This is a genomic window from Ahrensia kielensis DSM 5890 (assembly GCF_000374465.1).
GTDB lineage: Bacteria > Pseudomonadota > Alphaproteobacteria > Rhizobiales > Rhizobiaceae > Ahrensia > Ahrensia kielensis.
In genome coordinates, this window is sequence record NZ_KB894529.1 from 287,355 (window position 1) to 305,592 (window position 18,238).

13 protein-coding genes and 1 riboswitch are annotated in these 18,238 nt (G+C 48.3%); of the genes, 9 read left to right on the forward strand and 4 right to left on the reverse strand.

Annotated elements, in window-relative coordinates:
- Both C504_RS17425 and C504_RS0107595 read right to left on the reverse strand, forming a co-directional pair.
- Nucleotides 1-453: a CAP domain-containing protein gene (locus C504_RS17425; RefSeq protein WP_018688726.1), complete on the reverse strand. Its 453-nt coding sequence runs from the start codon at nt 451-453 to the stop codon at nt 1-3.
- A 2-nt stretch (nt 454-455) separates the two neighbouring features.
- Nucleotides 456-719: a DUF6460 domain-containing protein gene (locus tag C504_RS0107595; protein WP_018688727.1), complete on the reverse strand. Its 264-nt coding sequence runs from the start codon at nt 717-719 to the stop codon at nt 456-458.
- Between the two features lie 139 nt (nt 720-858).
- Between C504_RS0107595 and C504_RS0107600 the strand changes: the two genes are divergently transcribed.
- On the forward strand, nt 859-3,420 hold the full coding sequence (locus tag C504_RS0107600; protein ID WP_018688728.1) for a ligase-associated DNA damage response DEXH box helicase: 2,562 nt from the start codon (nt 859-861) through the stop codon (nt 3,418-3,420).
- An 8-nt stretch (nt 3,421-3,428) separates the two neighbouring features.
- Entirely contained in the window at nt 3,429-4,157 is a 729-nt protein-coding gene (gene pdeM / locus C504_RS0107605; protein ID WP_018688729.1) for a ligase-associated DNA damage response endonuclease PdeM, read from the forward strand.
- A gap of 87 nt (nt 4,158-4,244) precedes the next feature.
- Here pdeM and C504_RS0107610 read toward each other — a convergent pair whose 3' ends face one another.
- Nucleotides 4,245-7,802, reverse strand: a complete 3,558-nt coding sequence (locus tag C504_RS0107610) for a peptidoglycan-binding protein (RefSeq protein WP_018688730.1) — start codon at nt 7,800-7,802, stop codon at nt 4,245-4,247.
- Nucleotides 7,803-8,184: 382 nt separating this feature from the next.
- Here C504_RS0107610 and C504_RS0107615 point away from each other — a divergent pair, with 382 nt between their 5' ends.
- The 5 genes from C504_RS0107615 to C504_RS0107635 all read left to right on the forward strand — a co-directional run bounded on the left by C504_RS0107615 (nt 8,185) and on the right by C504_RS0107635 (nt 15,241).
- A complete protein-coding gene (locus C504_RS0107615) occupies nt 8,185-8,601 on the forward strand; it encodes a MerR family transcriptional regulator (protein WP_018688731.1) in 417 nt (138 codons plus the stop codon).
- 276 nt (nt 8,602-8,877) lie between these two features.
- Complete coding sequence (locus C504_RS0107620; RefSeq protein WP_018688732.1) at nt 8,878-10,671, forward strand: acyl-CoA dehydrogenase C-terminal domain-containing protein; 1,794 nt, start codon at nt 8,878-8,880, stop codon at nt 10,669-10,671.
- Between the two features lie 87 nt (nt 10,672-10,758).
- Nucleotides 10,759-11,967: an acetyl-CoA C-acetyltransferase gene (locus C504_RS0107625; RefSeq protein WP_018688733.1), complete on the forward strand. Its 1,209-nt coding sequence runs from the start codon at nt 10,759-10,761 to the stop codon at nt 11,965-11,967.
- 17 nt (nt 11,968-11,984) lie between these two features.
- Entirely contained in the window at nt 11,985-14,207 is a 2,223-nt protein-coding gene (locus tag C504_RS0107630; RefSeq protein ID WP_018688734.1) for a 3-hydroxyacyl-CoA dehydrogenase NAD-binding domain-containing protein, read from the forward strand.
- 116 nt (nt 14,208-14,323) lie between these two features.
- Nucleotides 14,324-14,537, forward strand: a riboswitch (cobalamin riboswitch).
- A 29-nt stretch (nt 14,538-14,566) separates the two neighbouring features.
- Nucleotides 14,567-15,241, forward strand: a complete 675-nt coding sequence (locus C504_RS0107635; protein WP_026317305.1) for an energy-coupling factor ABC transporter permease — start codon at nt 14,567-14,569, stop codon at nt 15,239-15,241.
- Nucleotides 15,242-15,318: 77 nt separating this feature from the next.
- Here the strand turns inward: C504_RS0107635 and C504_RS0107640 are convergent, their stop codons facing one another.
- Nucleotides 15,319-16,731 (reverse strand): DEAD/DEAH box helicase, encoded by a 1,413-nt coding sequence (locus C504_RS0107640; protein WP_156815888.1) that lies wholly within the window; start codon nt 16,729-16,731, stop codon nt 15,319-15,321.
- Nucleotides 16,732-17,271: 540 nt separating this feature from the next.
- Between C504_RS0107640 and C504_RS0107645 the strand changes: the two genes are divergently transcribed.
- A complete protein-coding gene (locus tag C504_RS0107645) occupies nt 17,272-17,481 on the forward strand; it encodes a cold-shock protein (protein WP_018688737.1) in 210 nt (69 codons plus the stop codon).
- Between the two features lie 116 nt (nt 17,482-17,597).
- Complete coding sequence (locus C504_RS0107650; protein ID WP_018688738.1) at nt 17,598-18,212, forward strand: 2-hydroxychromene-2-carboxylate isomerase; 615 nt, start codon at nt 17,598-17,600, stop codon at nt 18,210-18,212.
- The last annotated feature ends 26 nt before the right edge of the window (nt 18,213-18,238 follow it).

Sequence of the window (18,238 nt, forward strand, 5' to 3'; positions counted from 1 at the left end):
CTATTCAGATAATATCATCGCCCAATAGGCACGATTTCCAGAACTTGCGTTGCGCGCAACGGCCATTCCAAAACGATTATAGTTGCCTAGTAAATTGCGCCTATGCTGGCTTGATTTTTGCCACGCGTCGATCACTTGCGCGACCGTCGCATGACCAACGGCTACGTTCTCGGCAGAGGGCGAAGTGATTTCCGCTTCAGATAGCCGGCCTTTAAAATTAGCATGGCTTAATGCGCCTGCCTGCGCCATGTCTTCAGCATGGCGTAAAGCTGCACGTTCGGCACGCGCGTCAACGACCAACGGTTCTTTGTTGTTCGAGGCGCGATAACGATTGACCAAAACCATCGCTTGGCCAGTAATAATGACACTTGAGCGTCTGGCATCGGACAATGCCGCCATAGGCATTATACTAACAAGCGGCAGACTCAACACAAATGCGCGGCGGGAAATCAAGTTCAACTCCTACGGTAATTCAATACGCGTAAAAGTATGAACACCGGAATGACGATGCTCGCGCCCAAAATCAACCAATCGCCGAAACGTCCCAGTGCAGCAAAACCGCTTTCCCAAAGACGCACGAAGAAATCGCGAATACCGTATAGCACATCGAATGGCGCAATATTAAACACGCTCATTACCATGCCAACTAACACAGAGATCACCAACAATTTGATGACAGTGCGTCCGACAGTATCGCCTAAAAATCTATTTGTTTGCATTATCCAGCCTTTTCTATCCTTGATAAATAAGGACCTACAAGCTGCAATGCAAGCTTGATGCAATGACCGTTAAACTCCACCCCACCAAACTAAGTTCTTTAGCCTTGGCGTTTTATAATTCTCGCCTTATCTCTGTTTTATGAACCTTTTTGAACACAGCAAAGAGAATGACAGCGCAGCCTTCAATTTGCCGCCGCAATTTATCGATTGGTTTTCAAAAAAGGGCTGGCAACCACGCGCGCACCAACTTGAACTTCTCAACAATGCCGAAAGTGGTCAATCAACACTGCTCATAGCGCCTACGGGCGCGGGTAAAACACTGGCTGGTTTTTTACCTGCGCTGGTCGATATAACGCGGCGCCCAGAACCCAAAGCAGGGCAAATCAAACCCGGAATACATACGCTCTACATTTCACCACTCAAAGCGCTCGCGGTCGATATTGAACGCAATTTGAGTGCTCCGGTGAGCGAAATGGATCTGCCTGTGCGCGTTGAAACCCGCACCGGAGATACTCCAACATCAAAACGGCAAAGACAAAAGCTCAACCCGCCTGATATTTTGCTTACGACCCCAGAACAACTTTCGCTTCTCATCAGCCATCCAGATGCGAGCCGTTTTTTTGGTGATTTGCGCTATGTGATTTTCGATGAGTTGCACTCGCTGGTTACATCCAAACGCGGGCACCTCTTATCGCTGGCCTTGTCACGGCTTTGGCAGCTTGTGCCCAACGTGCAAACGATTGGCCTGTCTGCAACCGTCGCTGACCCTGACGATTTGCGTCGGTGGCTTGTACCGCAAAACTGCACAACCATACCACTCAGCGAACTTGTCACAGTTGATGGCGGCGCGAAGCCAGACATAACAATTTTGAAGACCGAACAACGCATTCCTTGGTCTGGCCATTCAGCGCGCTATGCCATGCAAGGTGTTTTGGATGCGATTAAGGCACATCAAACCACGCTGATTTTTGTTAATACTCGCAGTCAAGCCGAGCTTATCTTCCGCGAATTGTGGACGATCAATGAAGACAGCCTCCCAATTGCACTGCATCATGGCTCTCTTGATGTCAGCCAAAGGCGCAGAGTTGAACAAGCAATGGCGACCAATAGTTTGCGCGCCGTTGTTGCGACCTCCACGCTTGACCTTGGTATCGACTGGGGCGATGTGGACCTTGTAATCCATGTCGGATCGCCCAAAGGCGCAAGCCGCCTTGCCCAGCGCATTGGGCGTGCAAACCACCGTATGGATGAAGCGTCACGCGCAATACTTGTTCCTGCCAACCGCTTTGAAGTCATGGAATGTCAGGCAGCGCTTGATGCTAATTACCTCGGCGCGCAGGACACGCCGCCTGTTGGTGACGGTACGCTTGATGTTTTATGTCAGCACATATTGGGCGTTGCGTGCTCGGGACCATTTTTCCCTGACGCGCTCTATCAAGAAGTGACTTCGGCAGAACCTTATGCACGGCTTTCGCGCGAGCAGTTTGACCAATGCCTGCAGTTCGTTGCCAATGGCGGTTATGCTCTTCGTAGCTATGATCGTTATGCGCGTATTCGCGAAACGACTGATGGTTCGTGGCGCATTACACATCCGTCTGTTGCGCAGCAATACCGTTTAAACGCCGGTACGATTATTGAAGCACCCATGCTCAATATTCGTATGACGCGAAATCGCGGAAAATCCTGCCTAGCTGGTAATAAAGCAATGCGTGGCGGCCCAATGCTTGGCAAGATCGAAGAGCTGTTTTTAGAAATGCTGACGCAAGGCGATACGTTTTTGTTTGCTGGAAAGGTTCTTCGCTTTGAAGGCATCCGCGAAAACGAATGTTTCGTATCAAACGCCCAATCTAGTGATGCTAAAATTCCAGCCTATGCAGGTGGCAAATTTCCGACCACGACCTATCTGTCCGAACAGGTCAGAAAGATGATCGACAATCCTGAAAGCTGGGACAAGCTACCCGAACAAGTGTCGCAGTGGCTTGGCTACCAAAAACAGTTTTCAGTTCTACCTAAACCAGGCGAAATGCTCGTTGAAACCTTTCCGCGCGGCGAACGGTTTTATATGGTTGCCTATCCTTTTGAGGGAAGGCTCGCTCATCAAACCCTATGCATACTTCTGACACGCCGGATGGAACGCGCTGGCGCGCATCCCATCGGATTTGTTGCTTCCGATTATGCGATTGCCATTTGGGGAATGAAAGATTTTGGTGCCATGATTGCATCAGGAAAGATGTCGCTTAGCGAACTTTTTAGCGAAGACATGCTTGGTGATGATCTGGAAGAATGGCTGGATGAAAGCTTCATCTTCAAGCGTACATTCCGCCACTGTGCCGTGATTGCCGGCCTTATTGATAAGCGCCACCCCGGCAAAGAGAAGTCCGGCAGGCAAGTTACAGTTTCAGCTGATCTCATCTACGATGTGTTACGCAGTCACGACCCCAACCACATTTTGATGCAGGCAACACGCCATGATGCGCGCGCAGGTTTTCTGGATGTTGCGCGGGTTGGCTCTTTACTATCACGTATCAAGGGGCGAATCGTGCATAAGAATCTGGAACGAATTTCGCCCTTGGCAGTTCCAGTGATGCTGGAAATCGGCAAGGAATCTATTGCATCCGATGAAACCAGCGATGCCTTGATGGAAGAAGTCTCGATGAATGGTGATGATATTGTACGCGAAGCAATGGGCGTCGATTTTTAGGAATTTTTGTGCGTAGCGGGCTTAAAACAATAAAGGACACACAGGCTGGACAACCGCTTGAAATCACATTTGGCGGCGACGAGCTGCTGTTAGATCCGGCGGGCATTCTGATTATCAAGAGCATCAATGCGCTTGTTGTTGCTGACCTTCACCTTGAAAAAGGTTCTTCATTTGCGCGGCGCGGTCAGTTTTTACCGCCTTATGATACAGCGGCCACGCTTGCACGGTTAACCGCACTGGTCGACAAATATAATCCTTCGATTATAGTTAGTCTTGGCGATAGCTTTCACGATGATGAAGCAAGTCATCGCCTGAGCGATAGTACTTTAGAAACGCTTCAAACCATGACACATGAGCGCCAAATGGTGTGGATTACGGGCAACCATGACCCCTCGCCGCCAAGCCACCTTCCTGGACAATGTTATGAAGAATTGGCAATTGGCAAAATCGTGCTGCGCCATATTCCTGATACCTCATACAAAGGTCATGAAATATCGGGGCATTTGCACCCCTGTGCTCAGATTCAAGTGCGCGGCAAAAAAGTCCGCCGTGCTTGCTTTGCCTGCGACGGCGCACGAATGATCATGCCTTCTTTTGGTGTTTTAACTGGCGGTCTCAACCTTGCAGACCGTGCATTTAACGGCTTGTTTCACAGCGCTAAATTGCGCGCTTATATGCAAGGGAAAGATAAGGTTTTTCCGATTTCATCTGAGAATATTATTGGCTTGCGGCGCTGAACATTCAGTCGCGACTTCAAGCTTTTCAATGGTCAAATAATATAGCAGTGCGGTTAAGCACTGCCTTTTCAAGATTGTTTTGAAGCTTTATTTCTTTTCAGCGATTTCAAGCAATTTTGCGACCAATTCTTGCGTAACTTCACCTGTTGGTTTTAAACCATTGGCGCTTTGGAAGGCGCGGATCGCTTCGATCGTTTTACCGCCCATGACGCCGTCAACAGGTCCGGCATCGTAGCCACTTTTGTTTAGGATCGCTTGAATGTTACTAACGGCTTTCTTCATTTCCGCTGGTGATAGTTCAGGGCCAGTTGCAGCAGTTTGAGCCGCATCAGTGACCCAAGCATCAGGAATATCTACAAAGTTAGCCTCTTCGACCATCTCTTTTTTCTTCCAGAGTTCCGCTGCTCCGCGCGCCATTTCTAACTGTTCAGGACGCAGCGCTTCTGCCACTTCGTCTCGTTTTGTGGCTGCATCCTTGTCGCCCGTTTTTGCAGCGATAGAGAACCACTTATACGATTCAGCTAGATTTTGCTCGATGCCATTACCCTGCGCAGAAAGGATACCGAGGTTAAACTGGCTGTCTTTTACACCCAGCTCAGCAGCTTTTTGGAACCAGCGTGTTGCTGACGCAAAGTCCGGCGTGCCATCAGGTCCGTTTGCCAGCAATACTGCAAGATTATGCATTGCGGCCGCATTTCCTTGTGAAGCTGCCATCTGATACCAAGTTTTTGCCTTGGTCAGATCACGTGTTCCGCCGAAGCCCTTTTCATAAAAGTTACCAATACGGTATTGTGCCGGTGCGTAACCCAGATCGGCAGATTTTTCATACCACTCTAGCGCTTTGCTTAAATCGTTACCCGATTGACCTGCTACGCCGCCAAAATAATAATCACCAACCAAATAAAGCGCTTTTGCATCGCCGTTCACAGCCGCTTCACGCAAAGCCACAGGCCCAATAGCTTCTGGGATATCTTCAAGCGTCAGGTCGTTTTCAACAATTTCCTGACTTTCAACATCAATATCTGTTGTTTCGTCTTCAGCGATATCTATCGGTTCGTCCTGTTCACCAACGCCCATAATATCTGCGTCAACACTTGCTTGTTCAGAAACATCACGAACTTTCGGCGCTTCAAGATTAGCAAGAATTTCTTCTTCGCCATCTGTATTAGCAACAGCAACCTCTTCCTCTAGCGTTTGCTCTGGCTGAACTTGTACACTTTGAACTTCAACAGAATCGCTTGGTGCGACAAATCCTTTAATCAAAGGAAACGCCAGCAATGCGAGCAAGATTGCACCTGCCCCCATCAAGATTGGTTTACGCCGTGATGCAAGCATGGCACCGAGCGACGATTTAGTATCTCCGCCTTTACCCATTTCAGCACGGCTTCCAACGGTTGCATCAGCAGCAGCAGCACGTGCTGCACGTCGCGCAGCGGCAATAAAGTCGGACTTTCCATTGTCCGCATCATCTGCTGGCATAGGTGTTGTGGAGCTATTGCTTCCTGTACCAGCACGTTCTTCACGTACACGGCGCATGATTGCACTTAAATCAGCGTTTCCTGAGCCAGGTTCAATCGGTTCATCAGAAACAGGCACACCAGTTTCGCCAGATGGGTCCTCAAGCATCGCCGGATCTTCTGGAAAATCATGATGGTCAACAACAGGTGTTGTTGTTTTCGCGCCACGGCGCAGCTTTTGAGCCATGCCTTTCAGCAGCGATTTACTTTTTTCTGGCTGTTCGGCTTGTTGTGGCTCACCATTTAAAGAAACGCTCGGCGCTTTGCCTTCATTTACCGCAACCATGGCTGCTTCAGCTGCAGCAACAGCCGCAGGCTTTGCTTGCCTGCGAGTATGCTCGGCTACGTGTAACACACCTTCATCGGCATATTCATTATTACGATTCCCAAAAGAAATATCTTGGCCGTCTGCATCATCTGGTTGCAGCGGCGGTGCATCATGCAGTTCAACGCGCTGCGATCTTGCCGTTTCAGAAGGAGAAAAGCTCACTTTGTCTTCCAAGCCAGACAGATGATCTACGACCTTCAAAAGAGTGTCATGGATTGCTTCAAATGTACGGCTATTGCGATCATCACTATCGCGCGCCAATGATTCAAGCATCTTCAAGTCATCGGTTAGATGATGCAATGTTTCATTGCTTGCTCCCGATTCACCGACGCGTGCAATGGCTTCTTCTGCTGCAAGACGCGCAGTTGAAAGCAAACTTTGTTCATCAAACGCTGTTGCACCAGTGTTCAAGCTCTTTGTGAGTTCGGCAATCTGGGCCTCCAGATTACTTATGTTATGTGCTGGTTGTGCACCGCCGCCAGATGCAAGCATTTCCGCAATTTCATCCAAGCGACTGGCCATGTGATCAAGTGATGGCACTGACGTTGCACCCTGCTCACTGACCTCAATGCGGCTGGACAATTCCGCCATACGGCCATCGAGTGATGACACAAGAGTACGAGACGTTTCTTCTTGCTGTCTTGCAGTTTGTGTGACCTGCTCAATGATATAAGAAAGGCGATCATCAAGCTCTTTGATCGCATTGACTTCTTCACTGCGCGCATTACCGCCCGCACCAATCTGTGCTGACAATCCAGAAATCTGTGCTTCTAATGCCTCAATGGCACCATGTGAAAAAGAAGAGCGCGTTTCTTGTCTTAAATTCGATGTTTCTTGCTGCAAAACATCTAATCTATTGGCTAATTCAGAGAATTGCGCGTCAAAAGCATTTGGATTAACCGCGACTTCCGCTTCTTCAATCAGCTTTGCAACGCGTGCAATCCGCGCTTCGATACGTTCTAATGCACCCGCATCCACCGCTGGCATGCTTGGCTGAGAGGTTGGTATCGCGGAAACAGCACGGCTAATCTCATCCAATCTGGAGTCAATTCCCTCGATTGGAAAATGGGAACCACCAGCGTTTTCCGCCATACGTTCGGTTGCAACGGCAAGCATGCGCACTTGCTCTTCCATCGCGATCAAATCATTGCTCTGTGGGAGCGTGTTTAATGCATTTTGCACATGATCAAGGCGTTCGGCCATATGTATGAGATCATCGCGGGAACCCAGTGTCTGCGGCAGATTTGCGATTTCGCGTTCAACAACACTCCAACGGTCCAGCAATTCTTCTAATGTGTCCTGACGTGCAAGGCGTGCAACATCTTCCTTCAATGAGGCGATGTCTGAGCGCAATTGGCCTGCTGCAGCCGAACCAGCATTATCGCGCCCTGCTGTCGATACGGAACTTTTCAAACCATGCAAGTCATCACGCAATGTCTGGAACCCTGCGGAAAAATTGCCGCTCATCTCGCGTTCCATTTCTTTGCGAATAGTATCAAGTTCAGCGCGTAATTGATCAGCAGTTATCGCTGCATCACGAGACAGTGCCTGCGTGGGAACGCTATGTGCAGGAGCGTGACGGCCAGATGAAGACAGAGCAGCTTGCCGCGCCCTGATTTTAGCAAGATCACTCATTTCACTTGATTCGGATCTAGCGCTCTGTCCATGCCCTGTCTGCTGCTTGGCAGCATGTAAACGTCCCTCAAGACTGCTGAGAGCTTGGTTCAAGCGATTGAGCGTCGTGTTCGTATCATCTTGCCGGTTGACCATAATGTTTCCGCTTCCCTCGAAAGCAGCCATTTGGCGCTTTCTTGTTAACTTCTTGGCAAACTCGGAGCAAATTCCGTGCGATTCGATATATGTTCACAAAAGGATTTGAACGATTACCGACTCACAGTGCCGCGCGTTAACTTTTTAACGAACGTGGTAAACAACGCGTTAACTGTTGGAATATTTTCAACATTTTTACCATGTTTAGGCATCTAAGTTGCATTTTCCACCCAAAATGTAACAGCGCGTAATATTACGTAACTTTCAATTTACCCAACAACCTTTAGAGGGAGTAGCTTACTTGTTCTAGGCGCTGCAAAAACCTAGAAGACCATCCCAACCACATTTGAAGGCAAATAGAGCTTATTTGGCCTTAACAATAATATGCACGTCAGTGCGAAATGGAGCATTTATGAACGGGCTTGAACGGTTCGACAAAAACAATCCCGAAGAAACATTCCGTATTGGTCAACTCGCAGAAGAGTTTGATGTTACTTTGCGAACACTACGTTTCTATGAAGACAAGAAACTATTGGCACCACGCCGCATCGGCAACACCCGAATTTACTCTCGTAGCGACCGAGCCCGCTTGAGAATCATTCTTTTGGGTAAGCGTCTCGGATTTTCATTGGCTGATGTTGCTGAAATTCTGGCTCTTTATGATCCTGAATCCGGCAATGTACGCCAGTTGAAAGTCTCCTTGGAAAAAGGCGAAGAGCAGCTTACAAAACTGCAGCTAGAGCGCGATCAAATTGATGCATCAATTAGCGAACTAGAAAAAACGATTGTGTCATTTCGTAACATGCTGGCGGAAGCCGAGAAAAAATAAGCGTCATTCGCATATTTGACGATTTAATACACACACTTAGCAACAAAACCAATTTACCACTACGAAACGCAGCGCAGAAATGTGCTGCGTTTTTTCGTATGTCCGAGAACCTAAACCACTTAACCGGAGATTTTAATCTGCCCCGCAGCCAGATTAGTGTACAATGTTTCCCACACGCAAATTTTGACGTTTACGCAAACGTCAAAATTTGATATATGGCATTGAACTAAAATTCAGATGCCGAATTTAAGGCACTAGCCCACGGTTGGAGGAAACATGCCGAGCTACAGCGCACCCATTGATGACACCCTATTTATATTGAACGATGTTTTAAAATACGAACGCTTTAACAATTTGCCTGGCTTTGCCGATGCATCACCTGATATTGTTGAGGCGGTTCTACGTGAGGCTGGCCGTGTCGCTGAAGAAGTATTCTTTCCGCTCAACCAAGTAGGCGATCAAGAAGGCTGTATCCGCCATGATGATGGCAGCGTAACAACGCCTAAAGGCTTCAAAGAGGCTTTTTCTCAGTACAAAGAGGGCGGCTGGATGGGCTTGGGCTTTGACCCTGAATATGGCGGCCAAGGCCTTCCTTATGTTCTTCATACCGCTGTCAGTGAATATCTATCATCAGCAAATATGGCATTCGCCATGTATCCTGGCCTTACACAAGGCGCGATGGCAGCTATTCACGTTCACGGAACTGACGAACAAAAACAGACTTACCTTCCTAAAATGGTTGAAGGCATCTGGACCGGCACAATGAACCTAACCGAGCCGCACTGCGGCACGGATCTCGGTTTGCTACGCACAAAAGCTGTCCCGCAAGGCGATGGCACGTTCAAAATCACAGGCCAGAAGATTTTCATCTCTGCCGGTGAACATGACATGAGCGACAATATTATTCACTTGGTTCTTGCCCGCATCGAAGGCGCGCCAGAAGGTGTCAAAGGTATTTCGCTCTTCATCGTTCCTAAATTTGCAATCAATGAAGATGGTTCTGTTGGCGATACCAATGGTGTCTCATGTGGTTCTATCGAAGAAAAAATGGGCATCCACGGCAATTCTACCTGTGTGATGAACTATGACGATGCTGTTGGCACACTCGTTGGTGAAGAACATAAAGGCCTAAAAGCTATGTTCATCATGATGAACGAAGCGCGTTTGGGTGTTGGACTTCAAGGCCTTGCGATTTCGGAAATCGCGTACCAGAACGCTGTAATCTACGCGAAAGACCGTATTCAGGGCCGTTCATTGTCTGGCGTAAAGCATGCAGACAAAAAAGCTGATCCGATTATCGTGCATCCAGATGTACGCCGTAATTTGATGACAATCCGCTCATTTAACGAAGCTGGTCGAGCATTCATCCTATGGGCAGCGCTTAAATCTGATGTGGCACACCGCTCTGAAGATAAAGAAGAAGCTGCACTAAGCGAAGAAATGATGGGCTTGCTTACGCCGGTTATCAAAGGTGTTTTGACGGACAAAGGTTTTGAGCATACGGTCATGGCTCAACAAATGTATGGCGGCCACGGCTACATTGAAGAATGGGGCATGAGCCAATATGTACGTGATGCGCGTATTGCCATGATTTACGAAGGCGCAAACGGCATTCAGGCGCTTGATCTTGTGGGCCGTAAGCTTGGCATGAATGGCGGACGCGGCGTTCAGGCATTCTTCAAAGAAGTTGGTGATTTTTGCCAAGACAATCGTGAAGACGAAAATCTTGCATTCTTTACAAAGCATTTGAAAAAAGGCCTTAACGATTTGCAGTCAGCCACGATGTGGTTTGTACAAAATGCAATGGCAAAGCCTGACAATGCAGGTGCTGGTTCACACGATTACATGCATATGTTTGGCTTAGTCGCACTTGGTTACATGTGGGCATTGCAAACAAAAGCAGCGCAGGAAAAGCTTGCGGAAGGTACTGGCGACAAGCAATATTTCGACAACAAGATTGCAACGTCACGCTTCTTCTTTGATCGGGTTATGCCGGAAACATCAGCGCATCTTGCGCGCATATCAACCGGTGCCGATAGCATGATGGCTATACCGGAAGATGCGTTTTAAGCGCCAATAGAAAGGCGGGGCACGTCCCCGCCAAATTCAATTTTCGATCACAAGTCCTGAAAATCGCAGGCAAACGGGAGAAATAAAATGGCTGATGCCTTTATTTATGACGCAGTGCGAACACCGCGCGGACGCGGCAAAAAAGACGGCTCATTGCATGAAGTACCAACACCGCGCCTTGGCGCAAAGGTTCTTGAAGCACTTAGAGACCGCAATGAACTCGACACATCCAAGGTAGATGACGTTATTTTTGGCTGTGTTGACCCTGTTTATGAGGCTGGCGGCGACATTGCTCGCGCAGCTGTTTTTGAAGCTGGTTATGCGACAGAAGCGCCCGGCATGCAGATCAACCGTTTTTGTGCATCCGGCCTCGATGCTGTAAATTTTGGCGCGGCTAAAATTGCACAAGGTGCCGATGATATTGTTATCGCTGGCGGCGTTGAAAGCATGTCGCGCGTTGGCATGGGCGCATCTGGCGGCGCATGGTATATGGACCCTTCGGTTAACATCCCTGCATTCTTTATGCCGCAAGGTGTTTCAGCTGATTTGATCGCTACAAAATACGGCTTTAGCCGCGATGATGTGGATGCTTATGCCGTAGAAAGCCAAAGACGTTCTGCGGAAAGCTGGGAAAAAGGTCACTTTAAAAACTCTGTCATTCCGGTCAAAGACCAGAACGGCCTGACAATTTTGGCGACAGACGAACATATGCGTCCAAGCACTGATATGCAGTCTCTTGGCCAGTTAAACCCAAGCTTTGTTATGCAAGGCGAAATGGGCGGTTTTGATGCTGTTGGTATTGCTGGGCACCCAGAAATTGAACGTATCAACTATGTTCACCATGCAGGCAACTCATCAGGTATTGTTGATGGTGCTGCTGGCGTTCTGCTTGGCTCGAAAAAAGCAGCTAAAATGATCGGCAAAGCGCCACGCGCGAAAATCAAGGCCTTTGCCAATATCGGTTCTGATCCGACATTGATGCTGACAGGTCCCGTTGATGTGACCGAGAAGCTTTTGAAAAAAGCTAAGATGACAATCGATGATATCGATTTGTTTGAGCTTAACGAGGCTTTTGCTGCCGTCGTTCTTCGTTACATGCAGGCATTTAACATCGACCACAGCAAAATGAACGTTGCTGGTGGCGCGATTGCGATGGGGCATCCACTGGGTGCAACTGGCGCTATGATCCTTGGCACTGTTCTGGATGAGCTAGAACGGCGCGACAAAAACACAGCGCTTATTACTCTGTGCATTGGCGCAGGCATGGGCACTGCAACTATTATTGAACGTGTTTAAGGGCTGGGAGAGACACTATGACATATAAAAATTTCACAGTCGAAACGGATGCAGACAGCATTGCGCTCGTAACTTGGGACATGCCTGACAAGTCTTTGAACGTCTTCACCGAAGAAGTGATGGTCGAACTTGACAAAATTATTGATCAGGTAACCGCAGATGATGGTATCCGCGGTGCGGTTTTCACATCCGGTAAAGATGGTTCTTTTTCTGGTGGTGCGGATATCACGCTGCTCAAGCAGATGTTTGATACGATACAAGAAGCTAAAGCGAGCGGCGACAAAGAAGCTGGCACGCAAAAACTGTTTGATCGTGCAGGCGAGATGAGCCGCATCTTCCGTAAGTTAGAGACAAGCGGCAAGCCTTGGGTTTCAGCCATAAACGGCGTTTGCATGGGCGGCGCGTTAGAGCTTTCTCTTGCGTGTCATGGCCGTGTTGCATCCGACTCACCAAAAGTGAAACTGGCATTGCCGGAAGTTAAAATTGGCATTTTCCCAGGTGCTGGCGGCACACAACGCGTTCCTCGCTTGGTCAATGCTCAAGACGCGCTTCAAATGATGACAACAGGTCAAAACCTGAAACCATCACGCGCCAAAGCAATGGGCCTTGTGCACCAAGTTGTTCCTGCAAGCGACCTAATCTCTGCTGCAAAACAGATGATTATTGATGGCTTGAAGCCGGTTCAGCCATGGGATGAAAAAGGCTTTAGATTGCCAGGCGGTCAAATCTACTCACCTGCTGGCGCTCAACTTTGGCCTGCCGCATCGGCTATCCTTCGCCGCGAAACTCACATGAACTACCCGGGCGCTCAAGCGATCCTGAAATGTGTTTATGAAGGTTTGCTTGTGCCGTTCGACCTAGCGCTTAAAATTGAGCAGCGTTACTTCACACAAGTCTTGCAAACGACAGAAGCTGGCATGATGATCCGCTCGCTGTTTGTTTCTATGCAAGAGCTTAACAAAGGCGCACGCCGCCCTGAAGGTGTTCCGGATACGAAGTTCAAGAAAATTGGTATTCTTGGTGCAGGCTTTATGGGTGCTGGCATTGCATATGTAACGGCAAAAGCAGGCATTCCTGTTGTGCTTCTTGACCGCAACATGGAAGCTGCAGAAAAAGGCAAAGCGCATTCTGAAGACTTGATCACCAAAGCCATGCAAAAAGGCCGTGCGACACAGGAGCAAAAAGATCAGCTCCTCTCGCTTATCACGCCAACTGCTAATTATGCGGACTTTGATGGTTGTGACCTTGTCGTCGAAGCGGTGTTCGAAGATTCTGCCGTGAAAAAAGCTGCGACAGAAGCTGCCGAAGACACCATGAAAGCGACGGCAATCTTTGCGTCAAACACATCGACTATTCCGATTACTGATCTGGCGAAAAATTCAAAACGCGCCAAGAATTTTATCGGCATTCACTTCTTCTCACCTGTCGACAAGATGATGCTTGTTGAAATCATCATGGGTAAGAAAACAGGCGATAAGGCGCTGGCTGTTGCGATGGATTTTGTTCGCGCAATCAAGAAAACGCCAATCGTTGTCAACGACACACGTGGTTTCTACGTCAATCGCTGCGTGCTGAAATACATGTCTGAAGCGTACAATATGCTTGCAGAAGGCGTACCACCAGCAATGATTGAAAATGCTGCCAAATTGGCTGGCATGCCAATTGGCCCGCTGGCGCTAAACGATGAAACAGCGATTGACCTTAGCCAAAAGATCCTCAACCAAACCGTTAAAGATCTCGGTGAAAGCGTGGTTGATCCGCGCCATATCGAGCTTGTGAACACGATGGTTGATACACATGGTCGTCATGGACGCAAAAACGGCAAAGGGTTCTACGACTACCCTGACAAGCCTGCTAAAAAGCATCTGTGGCCTGAACTCAAAACGCTTTATCCGCAGCAAAATGCCGATGACATTGACTTTGAAGAGCTAAAACAGCGCTTCCTCGTTGTTATCGCATTGGAAGCAGCACGCGTCATGGGTGAAGGCATTGTCACCGACCCGCGTGAAGCCGATGTTGGCTCGATCCTAGCCTTTGGTTTTGCACCATATACCGGCGGCACACTGTCTTACATTGACGGCATGGGCGTTGAGGGATTTGTTGCATTGTCTAAAAAGCTGCAAAAGAAATATGGACCGCAGTTCAAAGCACCCAAATTGCTGACCGATATGGCAAAAGCTGGCGAGACATTCTATTCGCGGTTTGACCCCTATGCGGAAAAATCTGATCAAGCTGCTTGATTAGTAATAATTTCAATCAAAGCCCCGTAAGCCCTTCGCTTACGGGGCTTTTTTGTGCCTGACATATTTAGCGAAGGAATGTCTCAGACGGACAATTGTCAAAAGTACAATATGCGAATAATGTCCTGATATCGGGTTCTCGAACGGCAAAGCCTAAGGGGATTAAAAGGGAATACGGTAGGGACAACCCAATGCGGGCCTGATCCGTAACTGCCCTCGCAACTGTAAGCGCTGAGCTTGCTGCCACTATGCCACTAAGCGAAAGCTTGGGAAGGCGGCAACAAGCAGTGAAGCGTGAGTCAGGAGACCTGCCCGATATAGTGAAACTAACTCGCACGATGGGTGCAGAAGGATATAAAATGCATATTGAACCTGGTGTCGTTGACGCGGCAAAAATGACTCTTGCTTACGCAACAGCTGCGACTGCTGCTGGTGTTGGCCTTAAATTCGCATGGGATGCGATCAAAAATGATGGCGGTGTAACCGGCCTCGTTTTTCGCTCTGTTGTTGCAACGCTTGCAGTGTTTATCTTCTTTGAAGTGCTTCCACATTTTGCGGTTGGCGTTTCAGAGGTACACTTCATTCTCGGATCAACAATATTGCTCATGCTTGGTGCTGGCCCTGCTGCCATCGGTCTTGCCTTTGGTCTTTTGCTTCAAGGAATGTTGTTCGCGCCAAGCGACTTGCCAATGTATGCCGTTAATCTGACAACATTGCTCGTTCCATTGTTTGCGATTAGCGCTCTTGCAAAGAAAATCATTGCGCCAAAAGCTGCCTATGTGGACATTACCTATAAACAGGCTTTTGCGCTTTCTACTGCCTATCAGGCGGGTATCGTAGCATGGGTCGCGTTCTGGGCAATTTACGGCCAAGGCTTCGGCGTTATTTCTTCGGTTGTTTCATTCGGCGCAGCATACATGCTGGTTGTTGTCATTGAACCGTTTGTTGATCTGGCCGTATTGGCTGCAGCAAAATCTCTCAAAGGAAAAGACGCAACGCCATTCCTGACAAAGCGTTTAGGCCAAGCGGCTTAATCTGCACTTTTCTTAAAACAAAACCCCGGAAACCATTTAGGCTTCCGGGGTTTTTATTTGTCTTCAATTCTTACGAATTAAGCAACTTTACTTTTGCGTTTCTCGCCGCGCGCCCAACGTGAAGGACCGCCATTTGGATCAGCAACCTTGAAGCGTTTACCTTGGCTTACGCGCTTTTTGCTTTTGGCTTTAGGTTGAGCGTCACCCTGCTCACCGCTTTTACCTGGCGCACCAATGTCGGCAACGCTGCGACGGCCACGATGACCTTGAGCGCCCCCAGAGCGTTTGCGACCCTGACCGCTTGGCGCTCCGCCACGTCCTTTTTTCTCAGGCTTAAAGCCAGCAGGTGGAGCCTCACCGCTTGCAATCGTAATTTTCATGCCCATCAGCTTTTCAATGGCTTGAAGCAGATGAATCTCATCAGGCGCACAAAATGCTACAGCCTGACCTTCCGCGCCAGCACGTGCTGTACGGCCGATACGGTGCACATAAGCTTCTGCAACTTCCGGTAAATCATAGTTGAAGACGTGGGAAACACCAGAAATATCGATGCCGCGTGCTGCAACATCCGTCGCAACCAAAACTTGGGCTTTGCCAGATTTAAAATCTTTGATTGCCCGTTCGCGCTGATTTTGGCTTTTGTTACCGTGAATTGATTCAGCAGCAAAACCACGTTCAACCAAATGACGCTTTAGCTTTTCAGCGCCGTGTTTTGTGCGTGAGAAGACAAGCGACAGGCCCTCGCCTTTCGCTGTAAGTAAGTCTTTTAGCAAGTCAGCCTTAGAGCGTCCTGAAATATGATGCACAGATTGCGTGATCTTATCAGCAGCTTTACCTGGAGGTGAAACCTGCACTCGAACTGGATCATTCAAATATGCACCAGCTAGATCATTGATCTGTTTAGGCATCGTTGCAGAGAACAAAAGCGTTGTGCGTGGCACAGCAAGCATTTTCGCAATTCTTTTGAGCGGCACAATAAAGCCCAGATCAAGCATTTGATCGGCTTCATCGAGGACAAGATATTTAACTTGGTTCAGGCTGACCGCTTTACGCTCGATCAAGTCCAGCAAGCGACCCGGTGTTGCAACAAGAATATCGCAGCCAGGTGTAAGGTTCCGCGCCTGAATGTTGATTGACGCACCGCCAACAACAACTTGCACACGTAGATGCGAGTGACGCACATATGAACGTAAATTAGCGTTGATTTGATTTGCAAGCTCGCGTGTCGGCGCAAGAATGAGCGCGCGGCATGTTTTTGGCTCAGGCTTTTTGCCTACAGAAATCAAGTTCTCAATAAGAGGCAGGCCAAAAGCTGCTGTCTTGCCAGTACCTGTTTGTGCCAAGCCCATGATATCATGGCCCTTCAGGATGAGCGGAATACACTGCTCCTGAATTGGCGTTGGTGTTTCATAACCAAGCTGACTTAGTGTTTTTGTAATCGACTCTGAAAGACCTAAGTCTGCAAAAGTCGTTGCGTGTTCGTTTGTCAAAATGACATACCTTTCAAATCGGCGCGCAAATGCGGCCGAATACAATTAGAAAGCATCAACACCAATGAGTGCTCATACAGTCTCTTGCGGTTGCGGGATGAAGCTCACAAACGGACCGGATGTCCATTCGCCGTTTACCCGACAGAACCCCGCGTGAAATGGGAACTTGGTTTTTAATATGCCGGTCTAATTAGATCCGGTGTTAAATTGGCTCGAACAATAAATAAGTTGTTTCGATTAGCTTTTGTTTGAAAAGCGTTGCTCACGCGGCAACTACCAATAATCGCTATATCGGTTGCCTGATGCCGAAAGTCAAGCTGGATGATTGCATGGCAGATAGATCACGATTTCATAACTCAATTGCAAACCACTTGTAACAGTTCACAATATATGGCTAATCTTGGGTCTATATCGTGTGATGGAATAGATATAGCTTAAGTATTTCACGAGTGTGAAGCACGCATAACTCCCTTCCTATACATCGATTAAGGCGGCATATTTGCCGCAAACCTGTTTGCGAAAAGTTGAAGAGGATTTCTGATGGCAAGCGGCACAGTAAAATGGTTCAACACCACAAAAGGTTATGGCTTCATCGAACCTGATGATGGCAGCAATGATGTGTTTGTGCATATTAGCGCTGTCCAACAAGCTGGCATGCAGTCCCTAACCGAAGGACAAAAAGTCAAATTTGAGTTGGTTCAAGATGAACGCTCTGGAAAAACTGCAGCAGGCAATTTAAGCACAGCTTAGTCAGCCGGTCTGCACCATACTCAGCTAAATTGAACTTGGCTGCTTATTCACGTCTTTGTCACTGGCGGCATTGGCGCATGTGTTCTACGTTTTGAAAACCTGAACCGAGGCGCACTATGACAACGATTGACTATTACTTTTATTCTGCTTCACCATTCACCTATCTTGGCCATCAAGCGATTGTTGATGTTGCAGAAAAACAAGGGGCCACGCTCAATGTGAAGCCCGTCATTTTGATGGCACTGTGGGCTGTATCAGGCGCTGTACCACCGGCTCAAAGACCTGCCGTTCGTCAACGTTACCGTCTGATCGAATTACAACGCGTCGCAGATTTCAGAGGTTTGCCGATCAATAAACAGCCAGCACATTTTCCCGTCGATGCCACAGTGGCAGACTGTTCAATTGCAGCAATCATTTCAGCTGGTGCGAACCCGCTCACTTATATGCGTGATTTGTTCGCCGCAACATGGGCCAATGAGCAAGATATTTCTGATGAAGCGACACTGGCTGAGCTTTTGAAGAAAAACGGGTTTGACTCAGATGAGATCTTAACCGCTGCGAAAAGTGAAACTGTGGCTGCTATCCGCGAGCAAAATACCAAGGATGCTATTGACGCAGATGCGATTGGTGTTCCAGCTTACGTTGTCAAAGGCGAAGTCTTCTGGGGGCAAGACCGGATTGAAATGCTTGACCACATGCTCGCAAGCGGCCGCTCTCCTTTTGCGCCCTAGGCGACATAAATAACACTTGTGTGACT

What these genes read in the sequence shown, in the direction of transcription:
- C504_RS0107595 (WP_018688727.1), bottom strand. Translation starts at nt 719, where the DNA reads ATGCAAACAAATAGATTTTTAGGCGATACTGTCGGACGCACTGTCATC.
- C504_RS0107600 (WP_018688728.1), top strand. Translation starts at nt 859, where the DNA reads ATGAACCTTTTTGAACACAGCAAAGAGAATGACAGCGCAGCCTTCAAT.
- C504_RS0107610 (WP_018688730.1), bottom strand. Translation starts at nt 7,802, where the DNA reads ATGGCTGCTTTCGAGGGAAGCGGAAACATTATGGTCAACCGGCAAGAT.
- C504_RS0107615 (WP_018688731.1), top strand. Translation starts at nt 8,185, where the DNA reads ATGAACGGGCTTGAACGGTTCGACAAAAACAATCCCGAAGAAACATTC.
- C504_RS0107620 (WP_018688732.1), top strand. Translation starts at nt 8,878, where the DNA reads ATGCCGAGCTACAGCGCACCCATTGATGACACCCTATTTATATTGAAC.
- C504_RS0107625 (WP_018688733.1), top strand. Translation starts at nt 10,759, where the DNA reads ATGGCTGATGCCTTTATTTATGACGCAGTGCGAACACCGCGCGGACGC.
- C504_RS0107630 (WP_018688734.1), top strand. Translation starts at nt 11,985, where the DNA reads ATGACATATAAAAATTTCACAGTCGAAACGGATGCAGACAGCATTGCG.
- C504_RS0107635 (WP_026317305.1), top strand. Translation starts at nt 14,567, where the DNA reads ATGCATATTGAACCTGGTGTCGTTGACGCGGCAAAAATGACTCTTGCT.
- C504_RS0107645 (WP_018688737.1), top strand. Translation starts at nt 17,272, where the DNA reads ATGGCAAGCGGCACAGTAAAATGGTTCAACACCACAAAAGGTTATGGC.
- C504_RS0107650 (WP_018688738.1), top strand. Translation starts at nt 17,598, where the DNA reads ATGACAACGATTGACTATTACTTTTATTCTGCTTCACCATTCACCTAT.